The organism is Agarivorans sp. QJM3NY_33, from assembly GCF_050870865.2.
GTDB lineage: Bacteria > Pseudomonadota > Gammaproteobacteria > Enterobacterales > Celerinatantimonadaceae > Agarivorans.
The window spans coordinates 247969-274452 of the sequence record NZ_CP194039.2; the positions used below are offsets into that span (position 1 = coordinate 247969).

29 protein-coding genes and 1 pseudogene are annotated in these 26484 nt (G+C 46.1%); 20 read left to right on the forward strand and 10 right to left on the reverse strand.

The features are described 5' to 3' along the window. The first annotated feature begins 119 nt into the window (after positions 1-119). From ACRRSY_RS01090 to ACRRSY_RS01130, 9 genes are all read left to right on the forward strand, one after another. The gene (locus tag ACRRSY_RS01090; RefSeq protein ID WP_432455050.1) at positions 120-1055 is read left to right on the forward strand and encodes a D-ribose ABC transporter substrate-binding protein; all 936 of its coding nucleotides are present in this window, start codon (positions 120-122) and stop codon (positions 1053-1055) included. Positions 1056-1134: 79 nt separating this feature from the next. Beyond that, positions 1135-1719 carry a DUF2291 family protein gene (locus ACRRSY_RS01095; RefSeq protein WP_432455049.1) on the forward strand — a complete coding sequence of 195 codons (585 nt, stop codon included), beginning with the start codon at positions 1135-1137 and terminating at the stop codon, positions 1717-1719. Between the two features lie 5 nt (positions 1720-1724). Next, positions 1725-3242 carry a sugar ABC transporter ATP-binding protein gene (locus ACRRSY_RS01100; protein WP_432455048.1) on the forward strand — a complete coding sequence of 506 codons (1518 nt, stop codon included), beginning with the start codon at positions 1725-1727 and terminating at the stop codon, positions 3240-3242. A gap of 2 nt (positions 3243-3244) precedes the next feature. Beyond that, positions 3245-4321: an ABC transporter permease gene (locus ACRRSY_RS01105; protein ID WP_432455047.1), complete on the forward strand. Its 1077-nt coding sequence runs from the start codon at positions 3245-3247 to the stop codon at positions 4319-4321. Between the two features lie 111 nt (positions 4322-4432). Then, positions 4433-5263, forward strand: coding sequence for a transketolase (locus ACRRSY_RS01110; RefSeq protein ID WP_432455046.1), 831 nt, complete (start codon positions 4433-4435; stop codon positions 5261-5263). Continuing rightward, complete coding sequence (locus tag ACRRSY_RS01115; RefSeq protein WP_432455045.1) at positions 5256-6200, forward strand: transketolase family protein; 945 nt, start codon at positions 5256-5258, stop codon at positions 6198-6200. Before ACRRSY_RS01110 ends, ACRRSY_RS01115 begins: the two co-directional genes overlap by 8 nt. 1 nt (position 6201) lies before the next feature. Then, entirely contained in the window at positions 6202-7695 is a 1494-nt protein-coding gene (locus tag ACRRSY_RS01120) for an FGGY family carbohydrate kinase (protein WP_432464193.1), read from the forward strand. 1 nt (position 7696) lies between these two features. Continuing rightward, complete coding sequence (locus ACRRSY_RS01125; protein ID WP_432455043.1) at positions 7697-9115, forward strand: L-fucose/L-arabinose isomerase family protein; 1419 nt, start codon at positions 7697-7699, stop codon at positions 9113-9115. Between the two features lie 168 nt (positions 9116-9283). After that, the gene (locus ACRRSY_RS01130; RefSeq protein WP_432455042.1) at positions 9284-10228 is read left to right on the forward strand and encodes a sugar-binding transcriptional regulator; all 945 of its coding nucleotides are present in this window, start codon (positions 9284-9286) and stop codon (positions 10226-10228) included. 255 nt (positions 10229-10483) lie between these two features. Here the strand turns inward: ACRRSY_RS01130 and ACRRSY_RS01135 are convergent, their stop codons facing one another. Further along, positions 10484-10699: a DUF2061 domain-containing protein gene (locus tag ACRRSY_RS01135; RefSeq protein ID WP_432456116.1), complete on the reverse strand. Its 216-nt coding sequence runs from the start codon at positions 10697-10699 to the stop codon at positions 10484-10486. A gap of 90 nt (positions 10700-10789) precedes the next feature. Further along, positions 10790-10945 (reverse strand): annotated as a pseudogene (locus ACRRSY_RS01140) (DUF2061 domain-containing protein); the annotation flags it as partial. Between the two features lie 113 nt (positions 10946-11058). On the opposite strand from ACRRSY_RS01140, the gene ACRRSY_RS01145 reads away from it, so the two are divergent. From ACRRSY_RS01145 to ACRRSY_RS01170, 6 genes are all read left to right on the forward strand, one after another. Beyond that, a complete protein-coding gene (locus tag ACRRSY_RS01145) occupies positions 11059-11226 on the forward strand; it encodes a hypothetical protein (protein ID WP_432464194.1) in 168 nt (55 codons plus the stop codon). 38 nt (positions 11227-11264) lie between these two features. Continuing rightward, on the forward strand, positions 11265-12254 hold the full coding sequence (locus ACRRSY_RS01150; protein ID WP_432464195.1) for a transposase: 990 nt from the start codon (positions 11265-11267) through the stop codon (positions 12252-12254). Positions 12255-12474: 220 nt separating this feature from the next. Continuing rightward, a complete protein-coding gene (locus ACRRSY_RS01155; RefSeq protein WP_432464196.1) occupies positions 12475-12609 on the forward strand; it encodes a hypothetical protein in 135 nt (44 codons plus the stop codon). Between the two features lie 298 nt (positions 12610-12907). Beyond that, positions 12908-13465 (forward strand): zf-TFIIB domain-containing protein, encoded by a 558-nt coding sequence (locus ACRRSY_RS01160; protein ID WP_432464197.1) that lies wholly within the window; start codon positions 12908-12910, stop codon positions 13463-13465. 419 nt (positions 13466-13884) lie between these two features. Further along, positions 13885-14784 carry an RHS repeat-associated core domain-containing protein gene (locus ACRRSY_RS01165; RefSeq protein WP_439033342.1) on the forward strand — a complete coding sequence of 300 codons (900 nt, stop codon included), beginning with the start codon at positions 13885-13887 and terminating at the stop codon, positions 14782-14784. Further along, on the forward strand, positions 14772-15071 hold the full coding sequence (locus tag ACRRSY_RS01170; protein ID WP_432464198.1) for a hypothetical protein: 300 nt from the start codon (positions 14772-14774) through the stop codon (positions 15069-15071). The genes ACRRSY_RS01165 and ACRRSY_RS01170 overlap by 13 nt, the downstream gene beginning before the upstream one ends. Positions 15072-15483: 412 nt before the next feature. Here the strand turns inward: ACRRSY_RS01170 and ACRRSY_RS01175 are convergent, their stop codons facing one another. The 5 genes from ACRRSY_RS01175 to ACRRSY_RS01195 all read right to left on the reverse strand — a co-directional run bounded on the left by ACRRSY_RS01175 (position 15484) and on the right by ACRRSY_RS01195 (position 20745). Continuing rightward, positions 15484-16671, reverse strand: coding sequence for an NAD(P)/FAD-dependent oxidoreductase (locus ACRRSY_RS01175; protein WP_432464199.1), 1188 nt, complete (start codon positions 16669-16671; stop codon positions 15484-15486). Between the two features lie 68 nt (positions 16672-16739). Beyond that, complete coding sequence (locus tag ACRRSY_RS01180) at positions 16740-18269, reverse strand: copper resistance protein NlpE N-terminal domain-containing protein (protein ID WP_432464200.1); 1530 nt, start codon at positions 18267-18269, stop codon at positions 16740-16742. A 16-nt stretch (positions 18270-18285) separates the two neighbouring features. Beyond that, on the reverse strand, positions 18286-19080 hold the full coding sequence (locus ACRRSY_RS01185) for an HAD family hydrolase (protein WP_432464201.1): 795 nt from the start codon (positions 19078-19080) through the stop codon (positions 18286-18288). Between the two features lie 66 nt (positions 19081-19146). Next, positions 19147-20160 carry an alpha/beta fold hydrolase gene (locus tag ACRRSY_RS01190; RefSeq protein WP_432464202.1) on the reverse strand — a complete coding sequence of 338 codons (1014 nt, stop codon included), beginning with the start codon at positions 20158-20160 and terminating at the stop codon, positions 19147-19149. Positions 20161-20289: 129 nt separating this feature from the next. Then, on the reverse strand, positions 20290-20745 hold the full coding sequence (locus tag ACRRSY_RS01195; protein ID WP_432455029.1) for a DUF2214 family protein: 456 nt from the start codon (positions 20743-20745) through the stop codon (positions 20290-20292). A 134-nt stretch (positions 20746-20879) separates the two neighbouring features. Here ACRRSY_RS01195 and ACRRSY_RS01200 point away from each other — a divergent pair, with 134 nt between their 5' ends. Continuing rightward, positions 20880-21830, forward strand: a complete 951-nt coding sequence (locus ACRRSY_RS01200; RefSeq protein WP_432464203.1) for a DMT family transporter — start codon at positions 20880-20882, stop codon at positions 21828-21830. A 119-nt stretch (positions 21831-21949) separates the two neighbouring features. After that, positions 21950-22882: a patatin-like phospholipase family protein gene (locus ACRRSY_RS01205; protein ID WP_432464204.1), complete on the forward strand. Its 933-nt coding sequence runs from the start codon at positions 21950-21952 to the stop codon at positions 22880-22882. Between the two features lie 5 nt (positions 22883-22887). Here the strand turns inward: ACRRSY_RS01205 and ACRRSY_RS01210 are convergent, their stop codons facing one another. Beyond that, the gene (locus ACRRSY_RS01210; RefSeq protein WP_432455026.1) at positions 22888-23247 is read right to left on the reverse strand and encodes a DUF2500 family protein; all 360 of its coding nucleotides are present in this window, start codon (positions 23245-23247) and stop codon (positions 22888-22890) included. 337 nt (positions 23248-23584) lie between these two features. Between ACRRSY_RS01210 and ACRRSY_RS01215 the strand changes: the two genes are divergently transcribed. The 3 genes from ACRRSY_RS01215 to ACRRSY_RS01225 are packed head-to-tail and all read left to right on the forward strand — an operon-like array spanning position 23585 to position 25779. Further along, positions 23585-25288 (forward strand): intermembrane phospholipid transport protein YdbH family protein, encoded by a 1704-nt coding sequence (locus tag ACRRSY_RS01215; RefSeq protein ID WP_432464205.1) that lies wholly within the window; start codon positions 23585-23587, stop codon positions 25286-25288. A 17-nt stretch (positions 25289-25305) separates the two neighbouring features. Further along, positions 25306-25446 (forward strand): YnbE family lipoprotein, encoded by a 141-nt coding sequence (locus tag ACRRSY_RS01220; RefSeq protein WP_432456115.1) that lies wholly within the window; start codon positions 25306-25308, stop codon positions 25444-25446. A gap of 6 nt (positions 25447-25452) precedes the next feature. Beyond that, positions 25453-25779: a YdbL family protein gene (locus tag ACRRSY_RS01225; RefSeq protein ID WP_432464206.1), complete on the forward strand. Its 327-nt coding sequence runs from the start codon at positions 25453-25455 to the stop codon at positions 25777-25779. Between the two features lie 13 nt (positions 25780-25792). Here the strand turns inward: ACRRSY_RS01225 and ACRRSY_RS01230 are convergent, their stop codons facing one another. Further along, positions 25793-26113 (reverse strand): hypothetical protein, encoded by a 321-nt coding sequence (locus ACRRSY_RS01230; RefSeq protein WP_432464207.1) that lies wholly within the window; start codon positions 26111-26113, stop codon positions 25793-25795. Then, a complete protein-coding gene (locus ACRRSY_RS01235; protein ID WP_432455022.1) occupies positions 26110-26421 on the reverse strand; it encodes a DUF1820 family protein in 312 nt (103 codons plus the stop codon). The genes ACRRSY_RS01230 and ACRRSY_RS01235 overlap by 4 nt, the downstream gene beginning before the upstream one ends. Positions 26422-26484 lie beyond the last annotated feature (63 nt).

Here is a 26484-nt window from a genome sequence, read left to right on the forward strand (position 1 = left end):
CAATGACTGTGATGCTGCTCAGGTTTTGTACATCTCGATGTGGACAGATTTTGGATCATTCACTAAGCTGATTTTGAATAAATAACGTTACGTGAATATATATTCAAGGGGTGATTATAATGATAAATAAAATACTAACTATCAGCGCATTAGCGTTAGCGACTACCTTCTCTAGCTTGTCTATGGCTGATAACGGTTTAATAGCAATTATTACGCCGTCCCACGATAACCCTTTCTTTAAGGCGGAAGCGATGGGGGCAAAAGCGAAAGCAGAAGAGCTGGGCTACACAACCTTGGTAGCGTCTCACGATGATGATGCCAACAAGCAAGACCAGCTCATTTCAACTGCAATCGCGAGAAATGCCAAGGCCATTATCCTCGACAATGCGGGTTCTGATGTGACTATCGGGGCTCTCGAAAAAGCTAAAAAAGCCGGGGTTCCAGCCTTCTTGATTGACCGTGAAATTAATAAAACAGGTATTGCGGTTTCTCAAATCGTATCCAACAACTATCAAGGTGCTCAGCTTGGCGCAGAGAAGTTTGTGGAATTGATGGGAGGAGAGGGGAATTTCGTTGAACTCTTAGGTCGTGAATCTGATACCAACGCCCATGTTCGCTCTCAGGGTTACCATGATGTAATCGACGATTACACCGACATGAAAATGGTGGCTCAACAAACTGCAAACTGGAGCCAGCCAGAAGCGTTTAATCGCATGGAGTCTATTTTACAAGCCAACCCAAATATTAAAGGTGTGATTTCGGGGAACGATACCATGGCTCTTGGTGCCGAAGCTGCGCTTAAAGCGGCTGGCCGGAGCGATGTGATTGTGGTGGGTTTTGACGGCAGTGATTATGTTCGAGATTCCATTATTGCGGGCGCAAATATTAAGGCAACGGTCTTACAACCAGCCTGGGACCAAGCGCAAATGGCGATGGTGCAGGCCGACAAATATATTAAAACTGGCAGCACAGGCTTAGATGAAAAACAATTAATGGATTGTTTATTGATCGATGAAAGCAATGCGAAAAACTTAGATACCTTTGCAATGAAGTAAATCCAATAGGAGCTAAGGCTTGCTTTAGCTCCTTTTTCTACTCAGCAATATCCAGTGGTATGTAAAGGATAGTTAGAACATGAGCGTGATGAATTTAAGCAAGTTTTCTTTAGTTCCATTGTTTTGTGTGGCGCTATTGGGATGTGATGTCGTTAAGTTGGACCAAAATGGCAAACCAATTATTCCGATGACTGCAAAAGAGGCTGCATCTCTTCAAAATTTAACACCAGAGGTGCTCGCAGAAAAATTTTGGGGGGACATTTTAAAAGAAGCAAAGGTCAAATCTAAACCGCTTGAACAGGGGAATAGTGGCGGCCTCAAAAGCCAGTTTGTTCGCATTAGTGGAGTGGTTGACCAGGTTGATGATAGTAAAAAAGCCGCGACAATGACGGTAGTGACCGGTGACCAACATGTGGTGTTACAGATTGGCCCGATCGTACGTGGCAACTCCATTAGAGATGCGACCAGTTTCATTAATTTTGACGACTTTAAGAACCAAGTTCAGTTTGCTCGTTTATCAAAAGAGCTGAATAAAAAAGCAATCCAAAATTTTGCTCGTCCTGATAGCTCTTGGGCCGGGAGTCCGGTCGAAGTATTAGCGGCCGTGACTTATAAAAATATGGGTGTCACACAAGTGATTCCTCTTGAAGTTATGAAGAGGTAGTCGGCATGAATTCGATGAATAAAGACATCATCATGAGGGCAGAAAATATCTCGATGGTATTTCCTGGCACCAAGGCCTTAGACCGTGTTTCGTACAATGTATACCGTGGCGCGGTGAACGTGATTATCGGTGAGAATGGTGCTGGTAAGTCCACCTTAATGAAGATACTCGCAGGGGTACAGAAGCAAACCGAAGGGCAAATGTTTATCGCAGATCAGCCGATCGCTTTCGATAGTACTCGTGGTGCGGCTGAACATGGCATTGGTATGGTTCATCAAGAGTTGAACCTTTCAGAAAATCTTACGGTTGCAGAGAATATTTTTCTTGGGCGTGAGAAGCAGAAGGGTATTTCTCCCATCGATAATGCGAGTCAATGTGAGCTTGCAGCAAAACTCATGACACGTCTGAAACAAGATATTAATCCGAATGACCTGGTTGCCAACCTTAAAGTGGGTCAAAAGCAGCTGGTTGAAATAGCTAAGGCACTCTCAACTGAAGTGGACATATTGATCCTCGATGAGCCGACTTCGGCCTTGAGTAAAAAAGAAGTCGACATTCTGTTTGAGGTGATCCGTGACCTTACCGCGCAAGGCGTTTCGATAATTTATATTTCTCACCGTTTAGAAGAGCTGATGGAAATTGGCACTTACATCACGATCTTAAGAGATGGCAAATTCCAAGCCGAAGCCGCGGTTGAAGATATCAGTGTTCCCTGGATTGTGCGTCAAATGTTAGGCAGTGATCCGGTGGTCGATTTTCTTCCGGAAGATAGAGAGTTTGGAGTCAAAGTTCTCGAGGCAGAGGGCATTACTTATATTAATGAGTCTGAAGCAAAAGTGGTCAACGATGTGACCTTTTATGTTCGAGAAGGGGAAATTGTTGGTATTTATGGCTTGATGGGGGCAGGGCGAACCGAGTTGTTTGAGTGTTTGGTTGGGAAAGCGACTTACGCTGGCCGTTTTTCTTTAAATGGAAAAATTATTCGAGCCACCACCACCACTCCCGACCGAGTCAAAATGGGCATTGGATTGGTCCCGGAAGATCGCAAACAATCGGGTATTTTCCCGGTTAGTTCGGTGGCCAGTAACTTGACAATTTCAAGCCTTTGGAAGCGTTTAAAGGGGCTCGCTATCTCTGAGCAAGAAGAAGACAAGGCGGTTGCGGAAGCGATCGATAAATTGTCGATTAAAGTTTCTTCACCGAAAGTGGAAATTCAGGCTTTAAGTGGCGGGAATCAACAAAAAGTAGTGATCGGTCGTTCATTGCTCACTGAGCCGAAAGTGCTGCTGCTGGATGAGCCCACTCGAGGTATTGATGTTGGGGCGAAAGCAGATGTGTTTGAAATGATGGTTAAACTTTCCGAGCAAGGGATAGGCGTGTTGTTTTCCACCACCGATCTGAAGGAAATCATGGCGGTTTCGGACAGGATATTGGTGATGTCTAACGGCAAGCTATCAGCAAATGTTTTGCGTAGAGAGACCACCGAAGAAGAATTAGTACTAGCAAGTGCGCAGGGATTTTAATTATGAAAGCCAAAGTAATCGAGGGCATGGCGATGCCAACATCTCAGTTTAATTCAGCAAACATCGGTTTGATGTTATTGAAGTTAAGAACTTTTATAGCATTATTCATTATCTTAGGATTTTTCTCATTTACCGTGGATGGATTCCTTGCTCCGGGTAGTTTAATCATCATGGTTAAACATATCTCGATCAATGCTTTTCTCGCCTTGGGAATTACATTTGTCATCATCACCGCAGGTATCGATCTATCGATCGGTGCAACCCTTGGGTTTTGTGGCATGGTTGCAGGCTTCATGATTTCTAAGGGGATCGTGTTACCCATGTTTGGCATTGCTATATTTCCCAGTGTGTGGGTGATTGTGCCAACTGTAATGGTCGTTGGGGGGCTGATTGGTGCATTGAATGGAGTTCTTATCACGCGTTACAACGTTGCGCCCTTTATCTGTACTTTGGGCACGATGTATGTGATTCGGGGAGCTGCCATGTTGTTGTCTGGGGGAGAGACATTTCCAGGGCTACAGGGGAACGCGTTACTGGGTAATACGGGCTTTGACCAGATTGGTGCGGGTTATTTGTTTGGTATTCCGTATGCCATCTGGATGATGTTTGTGGTTGCGGCAATTATTGCATATGTGGCTAAAAAACTGCCCTTTGGTCGACACGTATATGCGATTGGTGACAATGAGCGGGCGGCTGAGCTTTCCGGAGTGAAAGTGAAAAACGTCAAGATTTGGGTTTACACCATATCCGGTTTGTGTGCGGCGATTGCAGGTATTGTGGTGACATCTCAATTAGTTGCAAGTCATCCTGCAACCGGTACAGCCTTTGAGATGAATGCGATTGCTGCCGTGGTTCTCGGTGGAACTTCTTTAGCCGGGGGACGAGGGACGATTACAGGGACGCTTATTGGTGCCTTTGTTATTGGTATTTTGGCTGATGGCCTAGTCATGATGGGGGTGAGTGAATTCTGGCAAATGGTGATCAAAGGCATCGTCATCATTGTTGCAGTTATTATTGATCAGATGCAAAGCAAGATGCAGTACAAAGCTGCGATTACGTCTCAGAAGTCTGTTGACTAGGTTTATTGTTGGAGAAGCAAAATATCGTCTTGTTCACATTTTGATCTTTTGACGCTATTTTTTTTCTCCCCATGAATATATATTCAGTATTGAATATATTGGAGGTTTGTTATGAATCCTTATCGTTTATCAATTGATGAACTTGCTAAGAAAGCCACCGATATTCGCAAACGAATTGTGGTGCTAAATGCGGAAAGTCCCGCTGGTGGACACACTGGTGCTGACTTATCGCAAGTCGAGCTCGTCACATCTTTATATTTTCGAATTTTAAATTGCTCTCCTGATCGGCTCGATGATCCAGAGCGTGATATTTACATTCAATCGAAAGGCCATGCTGCAGGTGGCTACTACTGCTGTTTATCTGAGGCGGGTTACTTTCCAAGTGATTGGTTAGCGAGCTACCAGCACCCTGATTCCAAATTGCCGGGCCACCCGGTGAAACACAAGACGCCGGGCGTGGAACTTAACACTGGAGCGCTTGGTCATGGTTTACCAGTCGCCGTTGGGCTTGCATTAGCGGCCAAAAAGTCGGGTAGCCAGCGAAAGATTTATGTATTGACTGGGGATGGTGAATTGGCCGAAGGAAGTAATTGGGAAGCGGCTTTAGTGGCAGCCCATTATGGATTGGATAACTTAATTATTATCAATGATAAAAATAAGCTGCAGTTAGCGGGCTTTACCAAAGACATTCTGCAAACCGATCCCTTGGATAAGAAATGGCAAGCCTTTGGAATGCAGGTGAGTGAATGTGAAGGCAATAACATTGCGTCGGTCGTCTCGGCTCTGGAAAGTTTGAAGCCCGAGGGAAAACCGCATGTGGTGATTGCCAATACCATTAAAGGTGCGGGGATCTCGTTTATTGAAGGGCGTCCAGAATGGCATCACCGAGTTCCGAAAGGGGAAGAAGTCACTTTAGCGTTGGAGGAGTTGAATCATGGCTAACGCAGAGCATTTTGCAAATATTATGGTTGAACGTTTTATCGCAGCTGTGAATCGAGGGGTCGATCTTGTGCCGGTGGTTGCCGATTCAACCTCTACCGCGAAGATTGCACCGTTTATTCAGGCTTTTCCAGATCGCCTCGTCAATGTTGGGATTGCCGAGCAAGCCTTGGTGGGAACGGCGGCCGGTTTAGCGCTTGGCGGAAAGGTCGCGGCAACCTGTAATGCGGCGCCATTTTTGATCTCACGTGCGAATGAACAGGTCAAGGTGGACGTTTGTTATAACAATACTAATGTGAAGTTATTTGGTCTTAATTCGGGCGCTAGTTATGGCCCCTTGGCCAGTACTCACCATAGTATCGATGATATTTCGGTGATGCGGGGTTTTGGCAATATTGAGATTTTTGCGCCGGCATCGCCCTTACAGTGTCGTCAAATTATCGATTATGCGATTGAAAAACAAGGCCCTGTTTATATCCGGATGGATGGTAAAGAACTCCCTGAGTTATTTGAGCAAGACTATCAGTTTAAACCGGGACAGATTGATGTATTAGCAACAGGCTCTGACCTGGTATTCGTGGGTATGGGCTCAGCCATGCATGAAGTTGTCGCGGCGGCCGAGCAACTTCGTGAGCAGGGAGTTTCGCCGAAAGTGCTGTGTATCTCTTCGATCCGACCGTGCGATGTTGAGCAGTTAGCCAAGCTTTTGGCAGGTATAAAACATGTGATTAGCGTGGAAGAACATAATGTCAATGGGGGCGTCGGTGCTTTGGTTGCGGAGGTGATTGCTGAATTTGGTACGGCAAGTCGTTTGAAACGGCTTGGGATCCCAGATGGTGGCTATGCCTTAGCGGCCGATCGTAAATCATTACGCGCACATCACGGGATTGATGCCAAGGGCATCGTGAGCCATGCGCTTGAGATGCTCAAGGAGAACTAATATGTCTCAGCCGTTTATCCTCGCCATTGATGAGGGGACCACCAATGCCAAAGCGATTGCCGTGAACCAAAGTGGCGAGGTATTGGCGAAGGGTAGTGTGGGTCTTGAATTGACTCACCCTCATCCGGGCTGGGCGGAGCAAGATCCAGAACAAATTTGGCGGGCAACTGTTGCAGCCATCGAGCAATGCGTGGTGGCGCTTGAGCCTGATTTGCTCGCTGGTATCGCGATCAGTAATCAACGCGAGTCGGTGTTAGTTTGGGATCGTAAAACTGGAGCGGCCTTAACACCGTTGGTGAGTTGGCAGTGCCGTCGCTCGGAAGCAATTTGTGAGCAGGTCGGCCAAAAGCCGGAAGCCCAACAAGTCAAAGCCTTAACCGGATCGGTGATCGATCCGCTTTTTCCTGCATCAAAGATCCGTTGGTTGTTAAATCATATCGACAACGGAACGGAGCGGGCATTACGGGGTGAGTTATGTGCCGGAACGGTCGACAGTTGGTTGGTTTGGAAATTGAGTAACGGTAAGCAATTTGTTACCGATGCTTCTAACGCTTCGCGTTACCAATTGTTCAATATTAATCGCTTTGCATGGGATCCCTTATTGTTAGATTTGTACCAGATCCCTATGCAATGTTTGCCAAAAGTGGTTGCCTCTAGCGGTGAGCGTGGCCTAACACAAGGTTTATCCTTTGTTGCCGATGGTGTGCCTATTTTGGCGCAAGCGGGTGATTCTCATGCGGCTCTATATGGTCAGGGTGGGTTTAACCCCGGAGTTGTGAAGGCGACTTATGGTACTGGTAGTTCGTTGATGGTGCGCATCGAACAGGCACCTAAACACGATTTTGGCGTGTCGACTACGGTGGCTTGGGATGATGGTAAACCCAGTTTGGCGATGGAAGGCAATATTACCCATACCGGCTCGGCGATTAAGTTCATCTCTAAAATATTGGGGATCTTGGATATCGACACGCTCAGCCAGCTTGCCTGGTCGGTCGAGGATACAAATGGTGTCTTTTTTGTGCCCGCGTTGGCGGGTTTGGGAGCGCCGCATTGGGACGTGAAGGCGCGAGGTTTAATTACTGGCTTAACCGATGCCGTCACACCCGCACATATTGCCAGAGCAGCTTTCGAATCGGTCGCATACCAAGTGGCTGATTTATTGTTTGCGATGGAAGCTTCTGCCGAAATCTCACTATATGAGCTTTCGGTTGACGGTGGACCTACCCAAAATCGTCAATTGATGCAATTTCAAGCAGATTTACTACAAAAACGGATTGTGAAACGCGATGTTGTTGAAGTTTCAGCTCTTGGCGCGGCTTTTCTTGCGGGTAAAGCTTTAGGCTGGTGGCCAGACGCCGCCAGTCTATCGAAGCTTTTGCCAGCGAGTGAAGTCATCACTCCAAATCCAAATATGATCCATATTCACAATAATTATAAGTCGTGGAAGCGAGCGGTTCAGCGAACTCGTTTTCAAGCTAATGACGGAGAGGTCTAGAATGAAAGATACCCAACAACAAACTACCTTAGCGGTTTTATTTGGTAACCGTAATTTCTTCCCAAGTTACCTGCTGGATGATGCCCGCAAAGATACTCAAACGGTGTGTGAAAGCTTAGGTATTAAAACCATTATGTTGTCAGATACCGAAACTCCCTATGGAGGGGTGGAGACCTATCAACATGCAAAAATTGCCGCCGAAATGCTCAAACAGCATAAAGATGACATTCAAGGGATCTTAGTTTGCTTGCCAAACTTTGGTGATGAAAAAGCAATTGCCGATGCCATCCGTATATCTGGTGTGAATGTTCCGGTACTAATTCAAGCGGAATCCGATTCGCTAGATAAGATGGGCTTAGCCACCCGTCGTGACAGTTTCTGTGGCAAGATTTCACTGTGCAATAATCTTCGCCAATATGGCATTCCTTTTTCACTGACAACTCAGCACGTATGTGAGTTGAAAAGCGATGTATTTCTAAAAGATTTAACTCAATTTGAAAATGTTTGCCGGGTTGTTAGCAAAATGAAAGGTTGCCGTGTGGGGGCGATTGGTGCCAGACCTGCCAGCTTTAATACTGTTCGTTATAGTGAAAAAATTCTTGAGCGTTTGGGCGTTACCGTTGAAACGATTGATTTGTCGGAAATTTTCGCAAGCGTAGACAATGTGCAAGATAACGATTTGCGGATTGCCGAGAAGCTGAGCTTATTGAAGTCGAATGCAGATACCCAAGAGATCGCCGAAGACAAGTTGCTAACAATGGCTAAATTGTTTGTGGTGATTAGCCAGTGGATTGCCGAAAACGACATTCATACCACCGCCATTCAGTGTTGGACCTCGTTGCAGAAAACACTGGGGGTAAATGTTTGTTCGATTATGAGCGTGATGTCTGGCCAGCTGATCCCAAGTGCCTGTGAAGTTGACGTGATGGGAGCGTTGTCGATGTACGCGCTGTCCATGGCTTCGCAAAAACCAGCATCGATAGCTGATTGGAACAATAACTTTGGTGAAGATCGCGATAAGTGTGTGTTATTCCACTGTGGTAACTTCGCGACCTCAGAATTAGATAATCCTTTTATGAGCACCGCCGATATTATTGGCACCACGGTGGGTTGTGGGAATACTTGTGGCGCGATAAATGGCCGGATGAAACCAGGTCCGCTTACTTATTTCCGCCTTTCTACCGATGACTTTACCGGGAAAGTAAAATCTTACGTTGGCGAAGGAAAATTCGTTGATGATGACTTAGATACTGTTGGCTGCCGCGCGGTGGTTCAGGTTAAAGAGCTGGAAACCCTACTCTCGCATATTTGTAATAATGGTTTTGAGCACCATGTTGCAATGAATCACTCGTCAACTGGGGATGTGCTTTATGAAGCATTCACCAAGTACTTGGGGGTTGAATGCTACCAACATAGTTAGTGGTTTGAGATTTCCATCCAAGATAAGTTTTTGAAAGCTTGTTGAGGGCCTTGACCAACTTGCCTCGCAAGTTGGTCTTTTTTAAACATAAGCTTTTCGTGAATTTATATGCAAAATTGAATATAATTGCGGGCAAGTATATCCCGTATATTTGTTGTAAGGATGATTATGTTGAAGAGAGACGAACAGCGATTATTAGTCAAGATTGCCACACTTTATTACAACGAAGGTAAAAAACAGTCTGAGATCGCGAAGAAGCTCGACCTTTCTCAATCATTTGTTTCTCGGGCGCTTTCACGTTGTACCAAAGAAGGCATCGTTAAAATTAGTGTGGTTCAACCTGCCAACGTGTACCTAAATCTAGAAGCTGAATTGCAAAATAAATATTCTTTGATGCAGGCGATTGTGGTGGATGTGGCAGAAAATGCCGATGAGTATATGATTAAACGGGCAATCGGCTCGGCTGCCGCGCACTATATGCAAACCTCTTTACCAGCTAGCTCCTTAGTGGGCGTTTCCGCTTGGAGTGGCACCATTCGAGAAATGGTTGAACAGTTACATCCGCTTAATGTAAAAGCAAATGGTGTTGTTCAACTATTGGGAGGGGTTGGAGTAAATGGCAACGCTCAGGCTTCTATGCTTACTCATTCATTAGCCGAACTACTCAATTGTCAGCCTCATTTATTGCCGTCTCAGAGTATCGAAAGAACAGTTAATTATAAAAAAATGCTACTCAATACCGAAGAAGTCAGCTCAGTGGTCAGCCTCTTTAATCAAGTGGATTATGCCTTGGTTGGGATTGGCATGCTGGAGCCATCTCATTTATTAAAGTCTTCTGGTAACTACTATAACCCTGACATGTTGGAAGAGCTCTCTAAACGCGGTGCGGTTGGTGATATTTGCTTGCATTATTTTGATGCTGACGGGAACGCCGTGTTAGCCGAAGATGAAGATCCGGTGATAGGTATGGATCTTAAGTTACTTAGAGACTGTCCTCGGGTGGTTGCCTTAGCTGGTGGTTTAGATAAATTGGCGGCGATTAAAGGCGCACTTACCGGTGGTTATTTAGATATTTTATTTGTAGATGTTCATACCGCAAAGAAATTGATTTAATCCTTTTAGGCTGGCAGCTTTGCTGGTTTCACACCCAGAGTTTGTGAGTTATTGAAAAACATAAACATGCTGTTTCTACTTAGCACATAAATCATCTTTGGCTTACAAAATACGCAGAATGATATCGCTTCAAGCCAGCTGAATGCTGGCTAACATGCTAAAACACCAGCAATACTTAAATCGACTGCTAATGTTGCCTGTTGCATCAATAAGCAGTCATCAAGGCTTTGATTAAAAAAGAGGATGCCAGCATCTTTATGATGCGTAGTGCATACTTCCCTTAGCAAAATCAGTCTGCTGAGTTCTGCGTAGCCATACTTTTTCGTGGAAGAAGTAAGCCACCGAGTTAATTGTTGGTTCAATCGTCGCCATCAGACCACCAATGAAAGAATCGCCGGTTAATGTATAGGTGACCATAAATGCCACACTGAAGTGAATCACCGCAAAGCTTATCGTTTTCACTTGTGTCATCGATTCATGACGTTTTAGAAATGAGATGTTCTGCCAAGCTTTTTCGTGAGCATAAAAAGCGCAGGTATTGATTGAAGGTTCAATCATGGCAATTAAGCTGCCGAGCAAGAAGTCACCGGTTAAAGTAAAAGCGACCAAGGTTGCAATGGTAAAGTGAATTGCTGCAAAAGTTATTGTCTTGATCATCGTGTTGCCCCTAAGAATTTTCTCTATGTCGATGTGGATATTATTGAGAATTATTCGCATTACTTAAAGTGGATAGTTTCGATGAGTACGATAGTTTTGGGCTATCGAAATTAAATAATTGATTGCCTGTTAAGTGAGGTAGGCAAAACTCAAGCTAAATCTGGTGCCGCCAAATGCTGAAGACATGTGTCATCGTTCGAGTAGAAGTGCTGCATGATGAACACATCGATGCTGGAGGCAGTTCTGAGTGCTGGATTGAACTCAATGAGAAAGAGATATCTAGACATCCACAGAAAGAGATATCTAGACATCCACCCCAACTAGCCAAATACCAGCAATAATCTAAACTATCAATAGTGTTTTTTTTGGAGTTATTGCCATGCCTCGGTCAAGACAGTCGCAAGTGAGCTTATCGGATACACCTTATTATCACTGTGTTTCCCGCTGTGTTCGGCGGGCTTTTTTGTGCGGTAAAGACCAACACACAGGTAAAAGCTATGAACACCGCCGCCAGTGGGTGGAAGACTATTTATTGCAACTTACTGCGGTGTTTGCCATTGATGTCTGTGCTTATGCAGTTATGAGTAATCATACCCATGTGGTATTGCACATCGATAAGGCTAAAGCCGAAGCCTGGTCCATGGATGAAGTCTTGGAACGCTGGCATCGTTTGCACCAAGGCACCTTACTGACTCAGATGTATCTCAATTCTGAGTTACGTCCAAAGTTAAGTGAGGTGCAACTACAGGCCATTCACGCCACAGCTGAAGTCTATCGGACTCGCCTTTTTGATTTAAGCTGGTTTATGCGCCATTTAAATGAATACATTGCTCGAGCTGCCAATAAAGAAGACCAATGTACCGGTCGTTTTTGGGAGGGGCGTTTTAAATCTCAAGCGCTTTTAGATGAAGCAGCCATCGCAGCTTGTATGGCTTATGTCGATTTAAACCCGGTTCGCTCAAATATAGCGAGCACGCCTGAAACCTCAGACCACACCAGTATCAAACAGCGCATTCAGCAAGCCAAACAAGGTCAGCAACCCAAGCCGCTAATGCCCTTTGTCGGTAACCCCAGAGAAACCATGCCTAAAGGCTTGCCTTTCGAGTTACAAGACTACCTGCAACTGGTGGAGCTCACCGGCCGCGTTATCAGAGAAGATAAACGTGGCTATATCGATGATGCACAAGCGCCCATTTTACAGCGCTTACAAATCGATGAAGAAAGCTGGTTAGCCTTGAGCACTGGTTTAGAGCATCACTTTGCCAGTGTGGTTGGGGCTGGGCATTCACTAGAGCGCTACAAGCGTGAGCATAATCAACAACGAATTAAAGGCATGGGAGCTGCCAAGCGCTGGCTCGATGTTGGCTAAGTAATTTATGGGCTGATTTTTTGTCGACCGAGTAGGTCTTTAGCAAACCTAGAAACACTGCGTCCACGAGCTTGCTTATTGCGCTATCTCGCCATAAAAACGTCTATTAATGCTACAACTTTTACATTCAGGTCGCTTTCTGTGTATGAGGAGTTGACGCTCATCGCATGATGTTGGTGGTTCAATTGAAGCCTTAAGATGGCTGTCTTGAATAACTTTCTTGAGCACTGGTTTAGAGCATCACTTTGCCAGTGTGGTTGGGGCTGGGTATTCACTAGAGCGCTACAAGCGTGAGCATAATCAACAACGAATTAAAGGCATGGCAGCTGCCAAGCGCTGGCTCGATGTTGGCTAATAAACTACGGCTTTATTTATTCTCGACCGCGTAGGTATTTAGCAAACCTAGAAACACTGCGTCCACGAGCTTGCTTATTGCGCTATCTCGCCATAGAAACGTCTATTAATGCTACAACTTTTACATTCAGGTCGCTTTCTGTGTATGAGGCGTTGATATTCATCGCATGATGTTGGCGGTTCAATTGAAGCCTTAAGATGGCTGTCTTGAATAACTTTGCGAAAAGGTGTTATTGTTGGTTTTGCTTTTAGAATGGGTGTCTATTTTATTCGTTTATTCAGTTTTCACGAGGGAAATTATGAATTGTACAAGTTGTAAAAATGGAGCGTTATTTCCGAGCTTTATTGACGGCCAATTTCGTGCACATACGTGCTCAAATTGCGGTGGTAACTGGATTTTAATCGAAGACTACGTTTCATGGAAAGAAAGAAATCAAGACTACAAATTTTCTGAAGATATTTCGATTGAAGAATCTGAAGTAATGGATAACAAAAAAGCTATGTTGTGTCCGTCATCTGGGACAATAATGAGAAAATTTAGAATATCTTCTCAAAATGAACATAAAGTCGATTATAGCTCTGTTGTTGGTGGGTTATGGTTAGATAAAGGTGAATGGGAATTATTAAAAAGCGAGGGATTAGCTGGTTGTTTAAATTCAGTAGTAACACAAAGTTGGCAGCGTAATATTCGTCAAGATAGCGCAAAGCAAAATCTTGCAGATATTTATGAATCTAAATTTGGTGTTGAAACTTACTCTAAATTAAAAGAAATGCGTGCTTGGTTAATGTCACAAGAACATAAATCAGATTTAAGAGCTTACCTTTTGGCAGAAGACCCTTATTCCGCAGAGAAGTAGTAAAACAACATAACAAGCCATTGCAGTGCTTGGCTTTTTACAGTGGGCTTCTCTCACTGCGTTCGTTATCTTAGCCAACAATAAAAAGTCCCTGAATGGGGCGTTGCATCCAAGATGGCTGTCTTGAATAACTTTGCGAAAAGGTGTTATTGTTGGTTTTGTTTTTAGAATGGGTGTCTAGTTTATTACTGCGTTGCGCATTCTCAAGGGCGTTGAAGTAACTCGCTACGCTCAAACAGACTTCAACTTTGCTCCCTTGTTCATTTGCGCTACTCGGCGAAGATGATGGGATTTAAAAGCGTAATCTTGGCTATCGAGAGTGTGAAAGGAATGGGTGTCTAGTTTATTTTCTGTAAAATGAAAGTGCGGTAAGCTTAGCGATACTAGAGCCGACGCGTTATGGCTTTACTGGCCATGAAATGCTTAATGAGGTCGGCATTATTCATATGAATGGACGGATCTACGATCAAGCCAGCGGGCGTTTCTTGCAGGCTGATTTTTACATTCCTCACCCAACGCAACCAACCTCATTCAATCGATACGTATATGCGATGAATAATCCGTTAAATGTTATCGACCCAAATGGGTATTGGGACACTTGGAATGACACTGGGCATAATGGTGACCCTGATGGGCCTCATGCTTCGGGTAATGATGGTTGGAAGGGAGACCCTTACTATTCGGATACTTACAAAGACAAATTTGGTCCCGTAGTCAATACCCAACCGGATGGTACTTACACTAATAATGTAACCACATTTGATGCTGGTACTATGACTGTAGTGAATGAGCTTGGAGAGTTTACCAAGCACGACATAACGGGATTCGAAATTGATAGAAAGTTGAATCGGTCTTCATGCTCTGGCCGCCCCTGTGGGAACCGAGGAGAGCGGCGAGGTGTAAAGATTGGACTTACTTTTAACTACACTAATCCAATGATTGTGGGGGCAGCTACAGTGAATTCTATTGTAGCAAAAGAACCATTGTATCCAGGTGGATATACACTTAGTTTAATGCAAAACCCCGATACGACAGAAGGGTATCTAGCTTTTGGCCCAGATTATGCCTTCGGTATATCTGCTGTAAAAGCCGTAAGTCTTGACGTCATGTATGCAGACGCTGACCCTGACACTGAAGCAACACTGGCGTTAGGAGTAGGAGTGAAAGCTCATTTTCAAAATGATAAGCTGGTAGGTGTTAGTCTCGTTGCAGGTTATGGCTTATCTAAAGTATCTAAGGCACTTACGGGGCAGTCAAAATCAACTTCTATGGAAGTGGGAGTTAGTCCTGAAATGGGGAGGTACGAATGGGGGAGTTAGAATTGAGTGGACTGCTATGCAATCCAATAGTTGAAAAGATTGTAATAGGTGCGTTTATAATCAGCTTTTTTGGTTTGATTATATCTAGCTTTTTTTTACATAAAGGGAGTGAGGATGTAGATAAAAAAACCTGGCTTCGAGACTCATTAGGGGGACTGGAAGTTTTCTTTACCGACCGTTACTTAGCTCCAGAAGCTAAAAAATGGCGAGTGCCGATGATTGTTTGCGTATTCATGATCGCTGCGTGCATCTATTTGTTTAATAAAGCGAGTCCATGTGCAATATGAAAAAATTAATGGAGTCAGAGTCATTTTAAATGCTTTAGCCTCTTTCTTAGGTAAGGCTCTATTTTGTGTACAAGGATGTCCCCGTGAACAAGTGATCCCTAGTACTAAAGCTGGACACAACTTTGTAGTTAATTGGCGTGTGTGGCATAGACTAAGTTACCTGAATGTTTAGCTTCACACGCTCATCGTAACTCATTGTTGTCCAAAAGTGAGTTACAAAACTAAGCCAAAAGATAACACCCTATTGTGGCTAGCTCTTTCGATGAGATTGAATTAGCGTTTCCGGTCGAGCTAATTATTTTTCAAAACGAAGACAATCTATTTTCTATGATTTCAATGTGTTAGAGACTTTTACTAAAAAGATTGTCTTCGTTCTATTCAAATAGTCTTCGTTTTAATTTCATCAATACAACTAACAATCCAGCCCGCAGGCGACGCCGGAGGCCCAGGCCCATTGAAAGTTGTAGCCGCCTAACCAGCCGCTTACGTCCATCACTTCCCCAATAAAATACAAGCCTTTTACTTTCGTTGCTTGCATGGTTTTTGAGCTGAGTTCATTGGTGTCGACGCCGCCGAGGGTCACTTCTGCAGTGCGATAGCCTTCGGTGCCGTTCATGGTGATTTGCCAATCATTGAGTTGTTTGGCAATGCTGTCGCGCTCGCCATGGCCCAATTGATTAAGCGCTTTGGCAAGCTGGGCTTGGTCAAACAAGGCTTCGACTAAACGTTTGGGAAGCCATTGGCTGAGGGTGTTTTTGAGGTTTTGTTTGGGGTGTTGTAACAGCACCTGTTCCAGCAGGGCTAGCGCATCTTGTTTTGGGAGCAGGTTAATGTGGATCGCTTCGCCGGCTTGCCAGTAGTTAGAGATTTGCAGAATCGCGGGGCCAGATAGGCCGCGATGAGTAAATAACAGCGCTTCGCTAAATTGGCTGCCGCAGGCGGCGGTGATACAGCAGGGGACGGCGATCCCGGAGAGCGCTTCAAAACGTTGTTTTTGTTCGTTATGCCAGGTGAATGGCACTAGGCCTGCGCGGGTTGGCAATAGTTTGAGGCCAAATTGTTCGGCAATTTTGTAACCAAAGGGACTGGCGCCAAGTTTGGGCATGGATAAACCACCAGTTGCGATGACCAGTGAGCTGGCTTGATAAGATTGGCCAGCGGCTTGGACTTCGAAGCTTTGTTCATCGAGCTGTTGAATACTGCTGATTTCGCTGCGCAAGCGGATGTTCACAGCAGCCCAGTCACATTCGGTGAGCAGCATGTCGACGATCTGTTTGGCGTTGTCGTTGCAAAACAGCTGCCCGTGGTCGCGCTGGTGGTATTCGATGCCGTGGCGCTCGACCAATTCGATGAAGTTACTTGAGGGATAGCGAGCTAAAGCTGATTTTACAAAATGCGGATTACTACACAGATAGTTGTTGGGGGCCACATTGATATTGGTGAAGTTACAGCGTCCCCCGCCGCTGATGAGTATTTTGCGGCCAGCTTTTTTGGCGTTATCCAGCACCAGCACTGAGCGCCCGCGATAACCCGCGGTGGCGGCGCACATTAAACCCGCGGCGCCGGCGCCAATAATAATTACATCGAATGTTTGTGTCATGCCTGCCCCCAAAAAATCAGCGGCATTGTACCGCTAGCGCTGCTCCGGCGCTAGCGGGGATGTTGCGCTTATTTTAAGGCGCGCCCAACGTCTTGGCTAAACGGCTCAGCAAGGAAGGTGATGCCCGCTAAGGGTGCCGGGTTTGGCGCATCGGGCTGAATGTTCGGATTGACCGGATAACTTAAACCGTCGAAACGCAGCAGCCGAAGCCCCGGGATCGCGCCGCCGCCGGAAACTTCCAGCAGTAGATCTTGCCAGCGGGCGTTGCTACTGTAAGCAAGGTAGAAGGGGGGGCGCACCAGCGTGGTTTTACTGAGGAAGCGATAGCCGCTGTCTTTGGCTTCAAAAATTAATAAGCTGCAGCCGCCGCTGCCACACCAGTCCAGATAAGTGATTATTTCATCTTGACCATCCCCGTTGAGATCAAATTTCCACCATTGGTAGCGGGTGCCATTTAGCGCGGTGCGGTGTAGCTTGAAGTATTGTTTGAGCGCGCCTTCAACTTGTGGATCGTAGTTGCTGCTGGCGAGCAGGCTGGCTGGCTCGAAGCGACGTTGGATATGGCTTGGCTCACTGGGGCTTGTTGCCGGTGCGGGGCCATTCATTTTCATCATATTTAAACCCAGTTTGCCCTGCTGCTGTTGCTCGGGGTCACGCAGTCGCAGCAACATACCGTCCCAATCAAAATACATCTGGCTGTTTACTGGTTGGTTTTGGCTTTGGCTTTGGCTCAGGGTAAGTAGCAGGCTAGTTTGATCAAGCGGTTGCCAGTAGCCTTTTTCAATAAAGCTTTTGTCTTGAGCGAGATAGTTATTTTGTAATTCAGCACTTAAATCTTGGTTGAGAGTGAGATTGACCATTCGGCCACTGCCTGATGCGGTGGCGAGTTTGGCTTGGTAGTTGCCGCTAAGTGGTTCAATATTTTGTTGAAAGGGGCGACGGGCGCAGCCCTGATAGCGAAGCCCTTGGTAGAGTAGCTCGGCGTGATAGGCATAAACGGTATCGGCCATGCTGTCGAAACACTGTTCGGCCTTTACCGCGAGTCGCAGCTGGTCAGCAGATTGCCAAAACTGAGTGCCTTGCTCCACACCGCTACGGTAAATTGGGTGGCTGCTCGTACCGGCGAGAGTACTCAGTTGCAGTTTGCCCTCGTTGATGTCGATTCGCCAGCTGGGTTCGTTTCCCATAGCGTGAAGCGCTGGGGTTTTGGCTTCACAGCCGGGGCCTTCGCTGGCCAGATACTGCCAGCTTTGTGGGCTGATCTTGGCCCGATAATCCGCTTCAGGCGCCTGCATACCCACGTTGTTGAAACGACCGTCAAATTCTACGTAGACTTGGCTGTGGTTGGCAAAACGGCTGAGCAGTTGCTGGTCATCGCTGGATAAATCGAGCCAATAGGCTTGCTCTCCTTGGCAGGGGGTGAATATTGTGGCCTCGGGTGAGTTGACTAACCAGCCCTTTAATCGGGTGTTTGGTTGATGAGGACTCGGTGGTGCCTCGGATGGTTCGCTTGGCTGAGTGGGGGACGGTGTTGGGGCGCAGGCTACCAAGCCGATACTCGCGAGGGACGCGATGCAAAGTCGTTTGATTAGCCTCATCGTGATTTCCTTTTATTTATAGCTTAAATGTACCGATTAAAAATTCCGCCACACCATTTTCTTTATTGCTAAGTGTTTGTTCTAAGTGAGGTAATGTCAACTTTAAGCGGTCGTGTGCGTTGGCCATGATTACCCCTTTGCCGACCAAAGAGAGCATTTCTTTGTCGTTAAGGCCATCACCAAAGGCAATACAGTGCTCTGGTGCGATGGATTTTTGCTCCAATACCGCTTGTAAGGCTGCGCCTTTGTTGGCCTTGGCTGTCATTACCTCAAGGCAGTCGGGTAGTGAGAAGGTAATATTGAGGCTGTCACCAAATTCATCGACCAGTTCCTTTTCGAGCTGTTGTAGTAATTCATGCTCGGCAACAAAAAATAGCTTACAGATATGCTGATGATCTAGCCGATCGAAGTCGGTCAACTGATAGTTAAAACCAGAGTGCTTGTTGAAGGAGCGGACGTATTCATTGTTTTCTTCAACGTACCAGTTGTCTTCGTGGTAAATATTTCGATGAAGTGGGTATCTCGCCGATAGCTCCAGAATACGAGTGATTTCAGCGGAACTCAGATCTGCACGATATAGAACTTCGCCGGCTTTATTGTGGACGCGGGCACCATTGGAGGTAATTAAATACATTGGAAAGTCGAATTGATCGGCGATTGGTCGCACATCGTTGTAGTGGCGTCCGGTGGCAATTAAAAACTTAATATTTTGCTCATAGAGGCGAGCAATGGTTTGTTGGGTATGTTCTGAAATTTGATGCTCTGCATTGAGCAAAGTGCCGTCAAGATCGGTTGCGATTAATTGGTACATATCGATTACTCCTCGGTGAAACTGCGACCGGTGGCTTTAGCCTCTGCTGAGACTGGTTTGATGAGCTTAAGCTCGGTGTTGTTCAAAAAAAATGAGAATGCTCGCCAAGGCTGGGTTGCGGATCTCATCACTCTCGAAAAAAATCTCATGTTTGGCCCCTATCACGGGCATCAATTGAGCGTTACTTGATTTACCTGCTGAGGCAGTCAACCTATGGAAAAAGGCATTTTGCCCTTCTGCTGTGACAATAGGATCTTGCTCCGCTTGTAATAATAATAGCGGAATATTGATGTGAGCAGCGTCTTCAATGCTCAGTTGCATGGCTTGAAAACTTTGTTGTAACCAGCGGTTACTTGGGCCGCCGAGTTGGATCGCTGGGTGCTCGACATAAGTTTGCAGGATTTGTTGATAGCGAGCCGGGCTATGGCTCAGATGATTGCGACTAAACTCACTTGGCCGATAGTCGCCTTGACCCAAAGCATAATGAGGTCCATAGCCGAACTGCCGCTCTAAGTGCGCCAGACCTGCGGCTAGCGTCTTCACGATAGGTTTAGGGAGCAGCCCCAAATTAATCCCGAACATGGGGGCCGACAGCGCCACGGCCTGAAAGTGATTTGGATGCTGCTGTAGGTAGCGAGCGGCGATGGTGCCACCCATCGAATGGGCTAATAAAAAATGCTGTTGGTATTGGCAGGGCAAGACAAACTGCTGCACCAGTTGCTGGAGATCATCAACAAAGTATTGAAAATTTTCGACATCCCCAAGTTGCCGGCGAGGGCTTTCTCGATCTGATAAGCCTTGGCCGCGATGGTCAATGATGAAAATATCGTAACCTTGCTGAGCGAGATCGTAGCCTAATTCGTAATACTTGAGGTAGCCTTCGGTACGACCCGGAGAGATCACAATGGCTTGATGTTTAGGCTGAGCGGCGTTTAATTTGGCGAAGTGAATACGCAGGCCATTCACCCCATAAAAGCTGGATAGTTCGGCATATTGTTGCCAGTAGGGCAGGATGAGCTGCTGATATTGCCTCTCGAGTTGATTTTCCTGACCGAGCAGATAAGGCGGTGTACGCATCATTCAACCTCGAATGTGTCGCTATTAATAGCTATGGAGTTGCGCATTATCTCAGCGAATGAACATAGTCACAATTGGCAAATTAAGGCGTTTGCTTGGTCGAGTCGAGAATTTGGCTTACAGGTGCTTTATTTAATCGCCGAAACCGGCCCGGGCGAGGGTGACTAACATTGGAATAAGCAGTAATACGCCGAGCTCTAAACGAATTAACCAAATCACCGAAGCGTGTTGGCGATAGCTAATCATGGACGGTTTGCCTTGTTTTAAGGCTCGTCGCCAGCGATAAAAGGTAGCCGATGGATACAGCGAGAGTAGAACGACAACGAAAAATAGCAGCATTTTTAGTGCAAAAAAAGGATTGTCGAGATAACTTTTGTCGGTGCTTTGAAATACAGATAATCGTAATGCACCGGTAATGAAGATTAATACGGTGGCGATGGCATGGGTGGCATCGGCCAACAGTAGCTTCTTGACATCGTCCTGAGTCATGCCTCGGCGAAAAAGAAAGGCTTCTGAGTACAATGCGCCCGCCAGCAACACAATTGCCGTGACATGCAACCCTGCATTTATGGCCTCAATTAAACTCATCGTTCAGTATCCAAGAAAATTTGTTGTTCTAGAAAACGCTATCAGCGCAGCAGGATAGTACTGCAAAACCATCCTTGATGCTATACCCTAACAGGCCTAAGTACTTGAGGTCTAGGGTATATAAGGACGCATTAATGAAAGCAAAGCTATCGGCATATGATTTGTTGTTGTTACCGCCATTATTTTGGGCCGGTAATTTTGTCACCGGTCGCTATATTGCGGGGCAAATACCGCCAATGTCATTATCTTATTGGCGTTGGACGATAGCCTCGCTGTTGGTCTTGCCTTTTCTTTATCGGAGTCTGTGGCAACAGCGGCGAGTGATTCAACGCTATTGGTTGCGCATTAGCTTACTCGCTTGTTTAGGCGTAGCTGGCTTTAATTCCTGTGTTTACATTGGTTTGCAGAGTACAACCGCGACCAATGCTTTGATTATTAATTCGATGATCCCGATCTTTATTTTGCTGGTGAGTTGCTTAGGCTTCGGTCAGCGAATGGGAATGAAACAGATCCTCGGTATTATATTGTCGTTTTGCGGGGTATTGGCCTTGTTGGTAAAAGGGCAATGGCAGTCACTGGCAAGCCTAAGCATCAATCGCGGCGACAGTTGGATCCTGTTATCGGCAGTCATTTGGGCGTTGTACTCCATTGGTTTACGTTTTAAACCGTCTCAGCTAAGCGGTTCCGCCTTTCTTGGTTCAACCTTGGTGATAGGATCACTGGTATTAAGCCCATTTTATTGGCTTAATTTGCCGCAAGCGGCTTTTTCTTTGAATCACGATAGTATGGTCGCCTTGGCCTATGTGGCGGTTTTCCCATCGTTATTGGCTTATCAAAGTTGGAATTATGGCGTGAAAGTTGTTGGCGCAAGTGTTGCTGGTCAATACATTCATTTGATGCCTTTGTTTGGCGCGATCCTCAGCGTTTCATTGTTAGGTGAGCAATTAGCGGTTTATCATCTGATTGGTGCCTCGTTTATTGCTGCTGGCTTATTGGTGGCCCTGCTTCCCGTTGGTTTGCTGCGCCGACGTTTTGTTGGTTCGTCTATTGAGGCGGAGGGCGCAGAGTCGAAGCATGTTGGCTGAATACTCGCGCTAAGCTGCTTGGTTCATTCAATAGTTTTTTCCTATCAAATAAATCAATGCAATCGAATTTAAGTATGGGCTAATTCGACTTAAGCTAGTCCTATGATTTTCTTGAGAGCATGATGATGTACCCAGCGACTAATTGTTTCGGCCCATGCCAGCAGACCCCAATTGTTGAAAACACAGCTTTAGTCGCCGAAGGGGGCGGACAACGCGGTATTTTTACTGCCGGTGTGCTCGATAGCTGGATGAGCTTGGGGTTCAACCCGTTTCAGTTACTGATTGGCACCTCTGCCGGTGCACAAAACTTATCTAGTTATATGAGTTGTCAGCATGGCTTCGCCCAAAAATCAATTACCGAGACCTCTCGCCATGCACGATTTTTCAAGTTAAGCCGTTCGCTTACCGGGCGAAGCATCATCGATTTGGATTGGTACTTTGAACAGGTGAATCGGCCAGCCGATCCCTTAAATGTGAACAGTGCGGCGTCTTTGTTACGGTATCGCCGTTTATTGTTTGCCACGACCAATACCCGCAACAAGGCGGCACATTATTTTAGCCCTAGTCGGGACAATTGGTTGCATCTGCTAAAAGCCTCAAGTGCCTTACCATATTTATATAAGGGGGGCGTTGAGATTGAGGGGGAGCACTACGTTGATGGTGGCTTGGCTGCTCCGATCCCTGTGGAAGAAGCTTATCGGCGGGGGGCAAAAACGATTGTGGTGATTCGAACCAAGCAACAGGATTATGTGGCTGAATCCCCTTGGAGCCAACGTTTAAAAACCTGGGTTTGCCAATCGGGAGAATGTCCGAAAGCGCTCGATTATCAGTTGATACATGAACAGGCTTACCAACAGTCTTTGGATTTTATGCATCAACCTCCAGAAGATGCGCAAGTGTTTCAAATTCACCCCAGTCAGGCTTTATCGAGTAAGTTACTCGGTAGTAAAACCTCTGCCCTAGAGCAAGACTATCAACTAGGACTTGAGGCCGGTTTTCGCTTTGTTGAACAGTTCGAGCAGACGACCCCGTTGGGAACTCAGTTGGCTTAAGCTTATTATGGATCGCTGAGCTCTGAAGGTTTTGTTTCGAAACTAACCAATCGGCTGCCTTGAACCGTAAGTTGACCTTCGAGGCCCTCGCTAAATTGCTCAAACTGGTTTTTCTTTAGTTGAAAGCGCCGAGATTCACCGCCGGTTAAGGGGGTGAATTCAACAAAGTAACGATAGCTGTCGGGCATGCTGTCACGTGATTTGCCAACTGGCTTGATGGTTTGTCGTTGATGCGAAGTGACCCGAACGTCTAAGCGATGTAGGGGTTGTTGCTTATCCCAGCGACGTTGTTGAATATGACGCCAAGCTTGGTATAAACCAAGGCCAACAATTATCGCCATCCCTGCCGCCCACCACCAAGGCATTAGCGCTTGCTCCGATGGGACTGAATGAAGTGATGAATGGTATGCATGGGTCCTTGGCTCCTGGGGTTTGAAGTGACTATTTATTGGTTTTGGCCTTTATCTGAGACCCTAACCAGTTATCATCATAGCTTGCTATGGAGTCAAGTTTATACTTTTTCTGTTGTATTTGAGTGTTAATACGCCAGCGTAGATTTGTTTAGCGACTCGTTATTGGCGATAAAAGCGCTTAGTATAAAGTGATGTCGATGGTGGATGGAAGGATGAGTGTTTGCTGAGCTTAAGTGGGCTGCGAATAAGATGCTGTAGAGTCATGCGCTGGCGCCACCGTTGGATGCTGATGGCGAGTTTTATTTGCTTGTTGGCGGACAAGCTATACGCCACTGAGCTGAGCGCGGATATGCTTCAGGCTCAGTTTGGAGGGTGCCCACAAGTCCGCACTAGCGGTGTTCGTCTGCAAGCGATCCCCCTGCGTGTTAAGGTGGAAAGTATTGAAATCGACCTTGCTTGTCTGTTGGCGCAAGGCAAGCATGCTCAGCCGTTTCGCTTGGTTTCGCTAAAGCCTCTTGCTCAGCAGTTGTTTCAAGGTTTATTGGACTTACCGAGCTCGGTGGTTGCGAGCTCGGTAGCGGTCGAGCGCCTGCAAGTTAAAGCGGGATCGCAGTCGCTATTTGATGGCCAATTACAACTCTCACAACGAGGCCAGCAATGGCTTGCCAGCTACCAACAAGAGGATGGTTTGGCAATTAAGCTGCAGCTGTTGCCAAAAGCTGAGACCCTCATCTTAGAAGGCCATATAGGGAAGCATAGCTTGCGTGCATTGGCTGGTCTGATTCAGCAGCCGCAATTGGATGGGCCAATATTTGCCGATGCAGATTTTTCCTTGCGGGGAAAAGCGGGCCAGCACTTACAATTAAATGCTCAATTTAAGTTACCTACTTTGGCAATGGAGGGGAAGGCTTGGCTGCAAGGCTGGCAAGATTGGCGGCTAAGGCTGGAGAGTTCTAGTTTTCGTTGGCAGGGGAAAAATTGGCCGAGTGTTGAGAGCAAAATCCAAGCAAAAGGTTGGCAAGTTGAGGTTGCCGATTGGCAACTTAAAGGTGAAGGCCAGTGGCAGTGGACGCCAACGATGCAGCTGTCGGGGCTGCTACATAGTGATAATGTATTACCCTTGCAACAGGCTCTTTTGCCTTTAGCTGAACCAGCAAAATTACTGTCGGGAGCTTTGGAATCACACTTCACTTGGCAAGCGGAACAACTGACAAGCCAGTTTAAACTCAGTGGCCTAAATGCTTTGTGGGGAGAGTTGGCATTGGCCGATGCTCAGCTCGCGGGGCAGCTCGATTATCAGCCAGATCTTGGTTGGAAACACGCGGGAGAGTTGCAAGTTAAGCAATGGGATATCGGTTTTCCGGTGAGCGATATTCAACTGCATTGGCAGCAGCCTAACTATGCCCCCTTGGAACAATGGCACTCGCTACTGTTAGACGATATCTCTTTTGGGTCTTTAGGTGGACGGGGCAGGCTTGCTCAATTGAGCTTGAAGCTACCGAGCCAAACATCTTTGCAGTTGAGCAAGGTCCAGTTATCTCAGTTGGCGACACTTTATCCCGAATTAGCTTTAAGCATGCAGGGCTCGGTATCAGGGACGCTTCCCCTGCAACTGAGCAGACAGGGTTTGGCAATCAAAGGCGGTTCGCTGGCGGTTGTTGAGCCGCATGGGCATATCGCTCTCACTCACCAATCCTTACTGGCGGTAAAAGCGCAGCACCCTTCTTTAGATTTTGCTCTAAGCTTATTGGAAGATTTTGATTATGAAAAGCTTGCAGCTGAGCTAGATTTTGCCGAAGATGGGCTGCTCGATATGCAAGTGCAACTGATTGGACGCAATCAACAACTGAGTCCTCGTTTGGTGACTTTGAACTATCGTCATCAAGAAAATATTTACCAGTTATTACGTAGTTTACGTATTGGCCAACAATTGTCAGGACAACTACAGCAATGGATAGACGACAGCGCTTCAGAAGTATCCCCTTTGCCTTAGCGGTAACTTTTGGGCTTATGGCTTGTACCCCAAGGGTGGAGGTAGCCGTAGATAAGCCAATTACGGTGAATTTAAATGTCAAAATTGACCATGAAATTCGAGTGCGAGTTGATAAGCAGCTCGATGATTTGTTTAACGATGAAAGCGGGCTATTTTAGGAGAGTATGATGAAGTGGAATAGCTGGATTTTAAGCCTATTATTGTGTTTTAGCTTATCGGTATCGGCGATGGACTTAGATGATGCCAAGGCCAAAGGTTGGGTCGGTGAACAAACCAATGGTCTATTAGGAATTGTAAGCCATCGCGCAGAAGTCAGTGATTTGGTGAATAATATCAATCAACAACGACTTGCCAAGTACCAACAAATTGCCAGGGAAAATGGCTTAAGTGAGCAGCAGGTCGCTATCCTCGCGGGAAAAAAAGCGATTGAACGTAGTCAAAGTGGTCATTACATACAATCGCCCGCTGGAACTTGGTTAATAAAACCCTGACCGTTTATACGTCTTAAGACGCTAAATAGCGTCTTACTTCGTGGCACACTTGTTGATAGCAGTCTAAGCAGGCACTTAGATCTTGTTCCAATGTTTCACTGTGCTTGAGTTGCTGTACACAGCGGTTTAGTGGAGTGCTACACAGTAAAGACGCAAGGCCTTGCAACTGTTGCAGTAAACCCTTTGAACAACACTGTTGTTGTTGCGCTTGAGTAATTAAGAGCAAGTCTTGCTCGCTACTCTGCAGAAAATCTTGCAACCAATGTCGAACCAGCGCTTCATCGCCAAACTGAGCCTTCAGTTTAGGCCAGTCGATAGCACTAAGCCGACTCATGGTTTTGGTGTGTAAATGGGCGAAGGAAACTGGGTTATGTTGGTGACTTCATGGATTTTTGCGGTGCCGATATCATCGACAGCATCGATGCGCAAAATATTATGCATCGGTACGTAGGTGCGGCTCACTCCGGAGAACTCAGTTTTTAATTTTTCTTCATTAGGATCGACCACGAGCTTGGTTTGAGTATCGAAGACTAAGTCGGCTAACTCAACGAAGCCGAACATTGAACCTTGGGAGACATCTCTGGCATAGAGCTCATAATTTTTGCCATTAGAAATAAAATTAACGCGATAAAGTTGCGACATGCTTACTACTCGTATGATGTAACTAATTACATGGATTCAAGAATCTGTAATATAAGACTATTT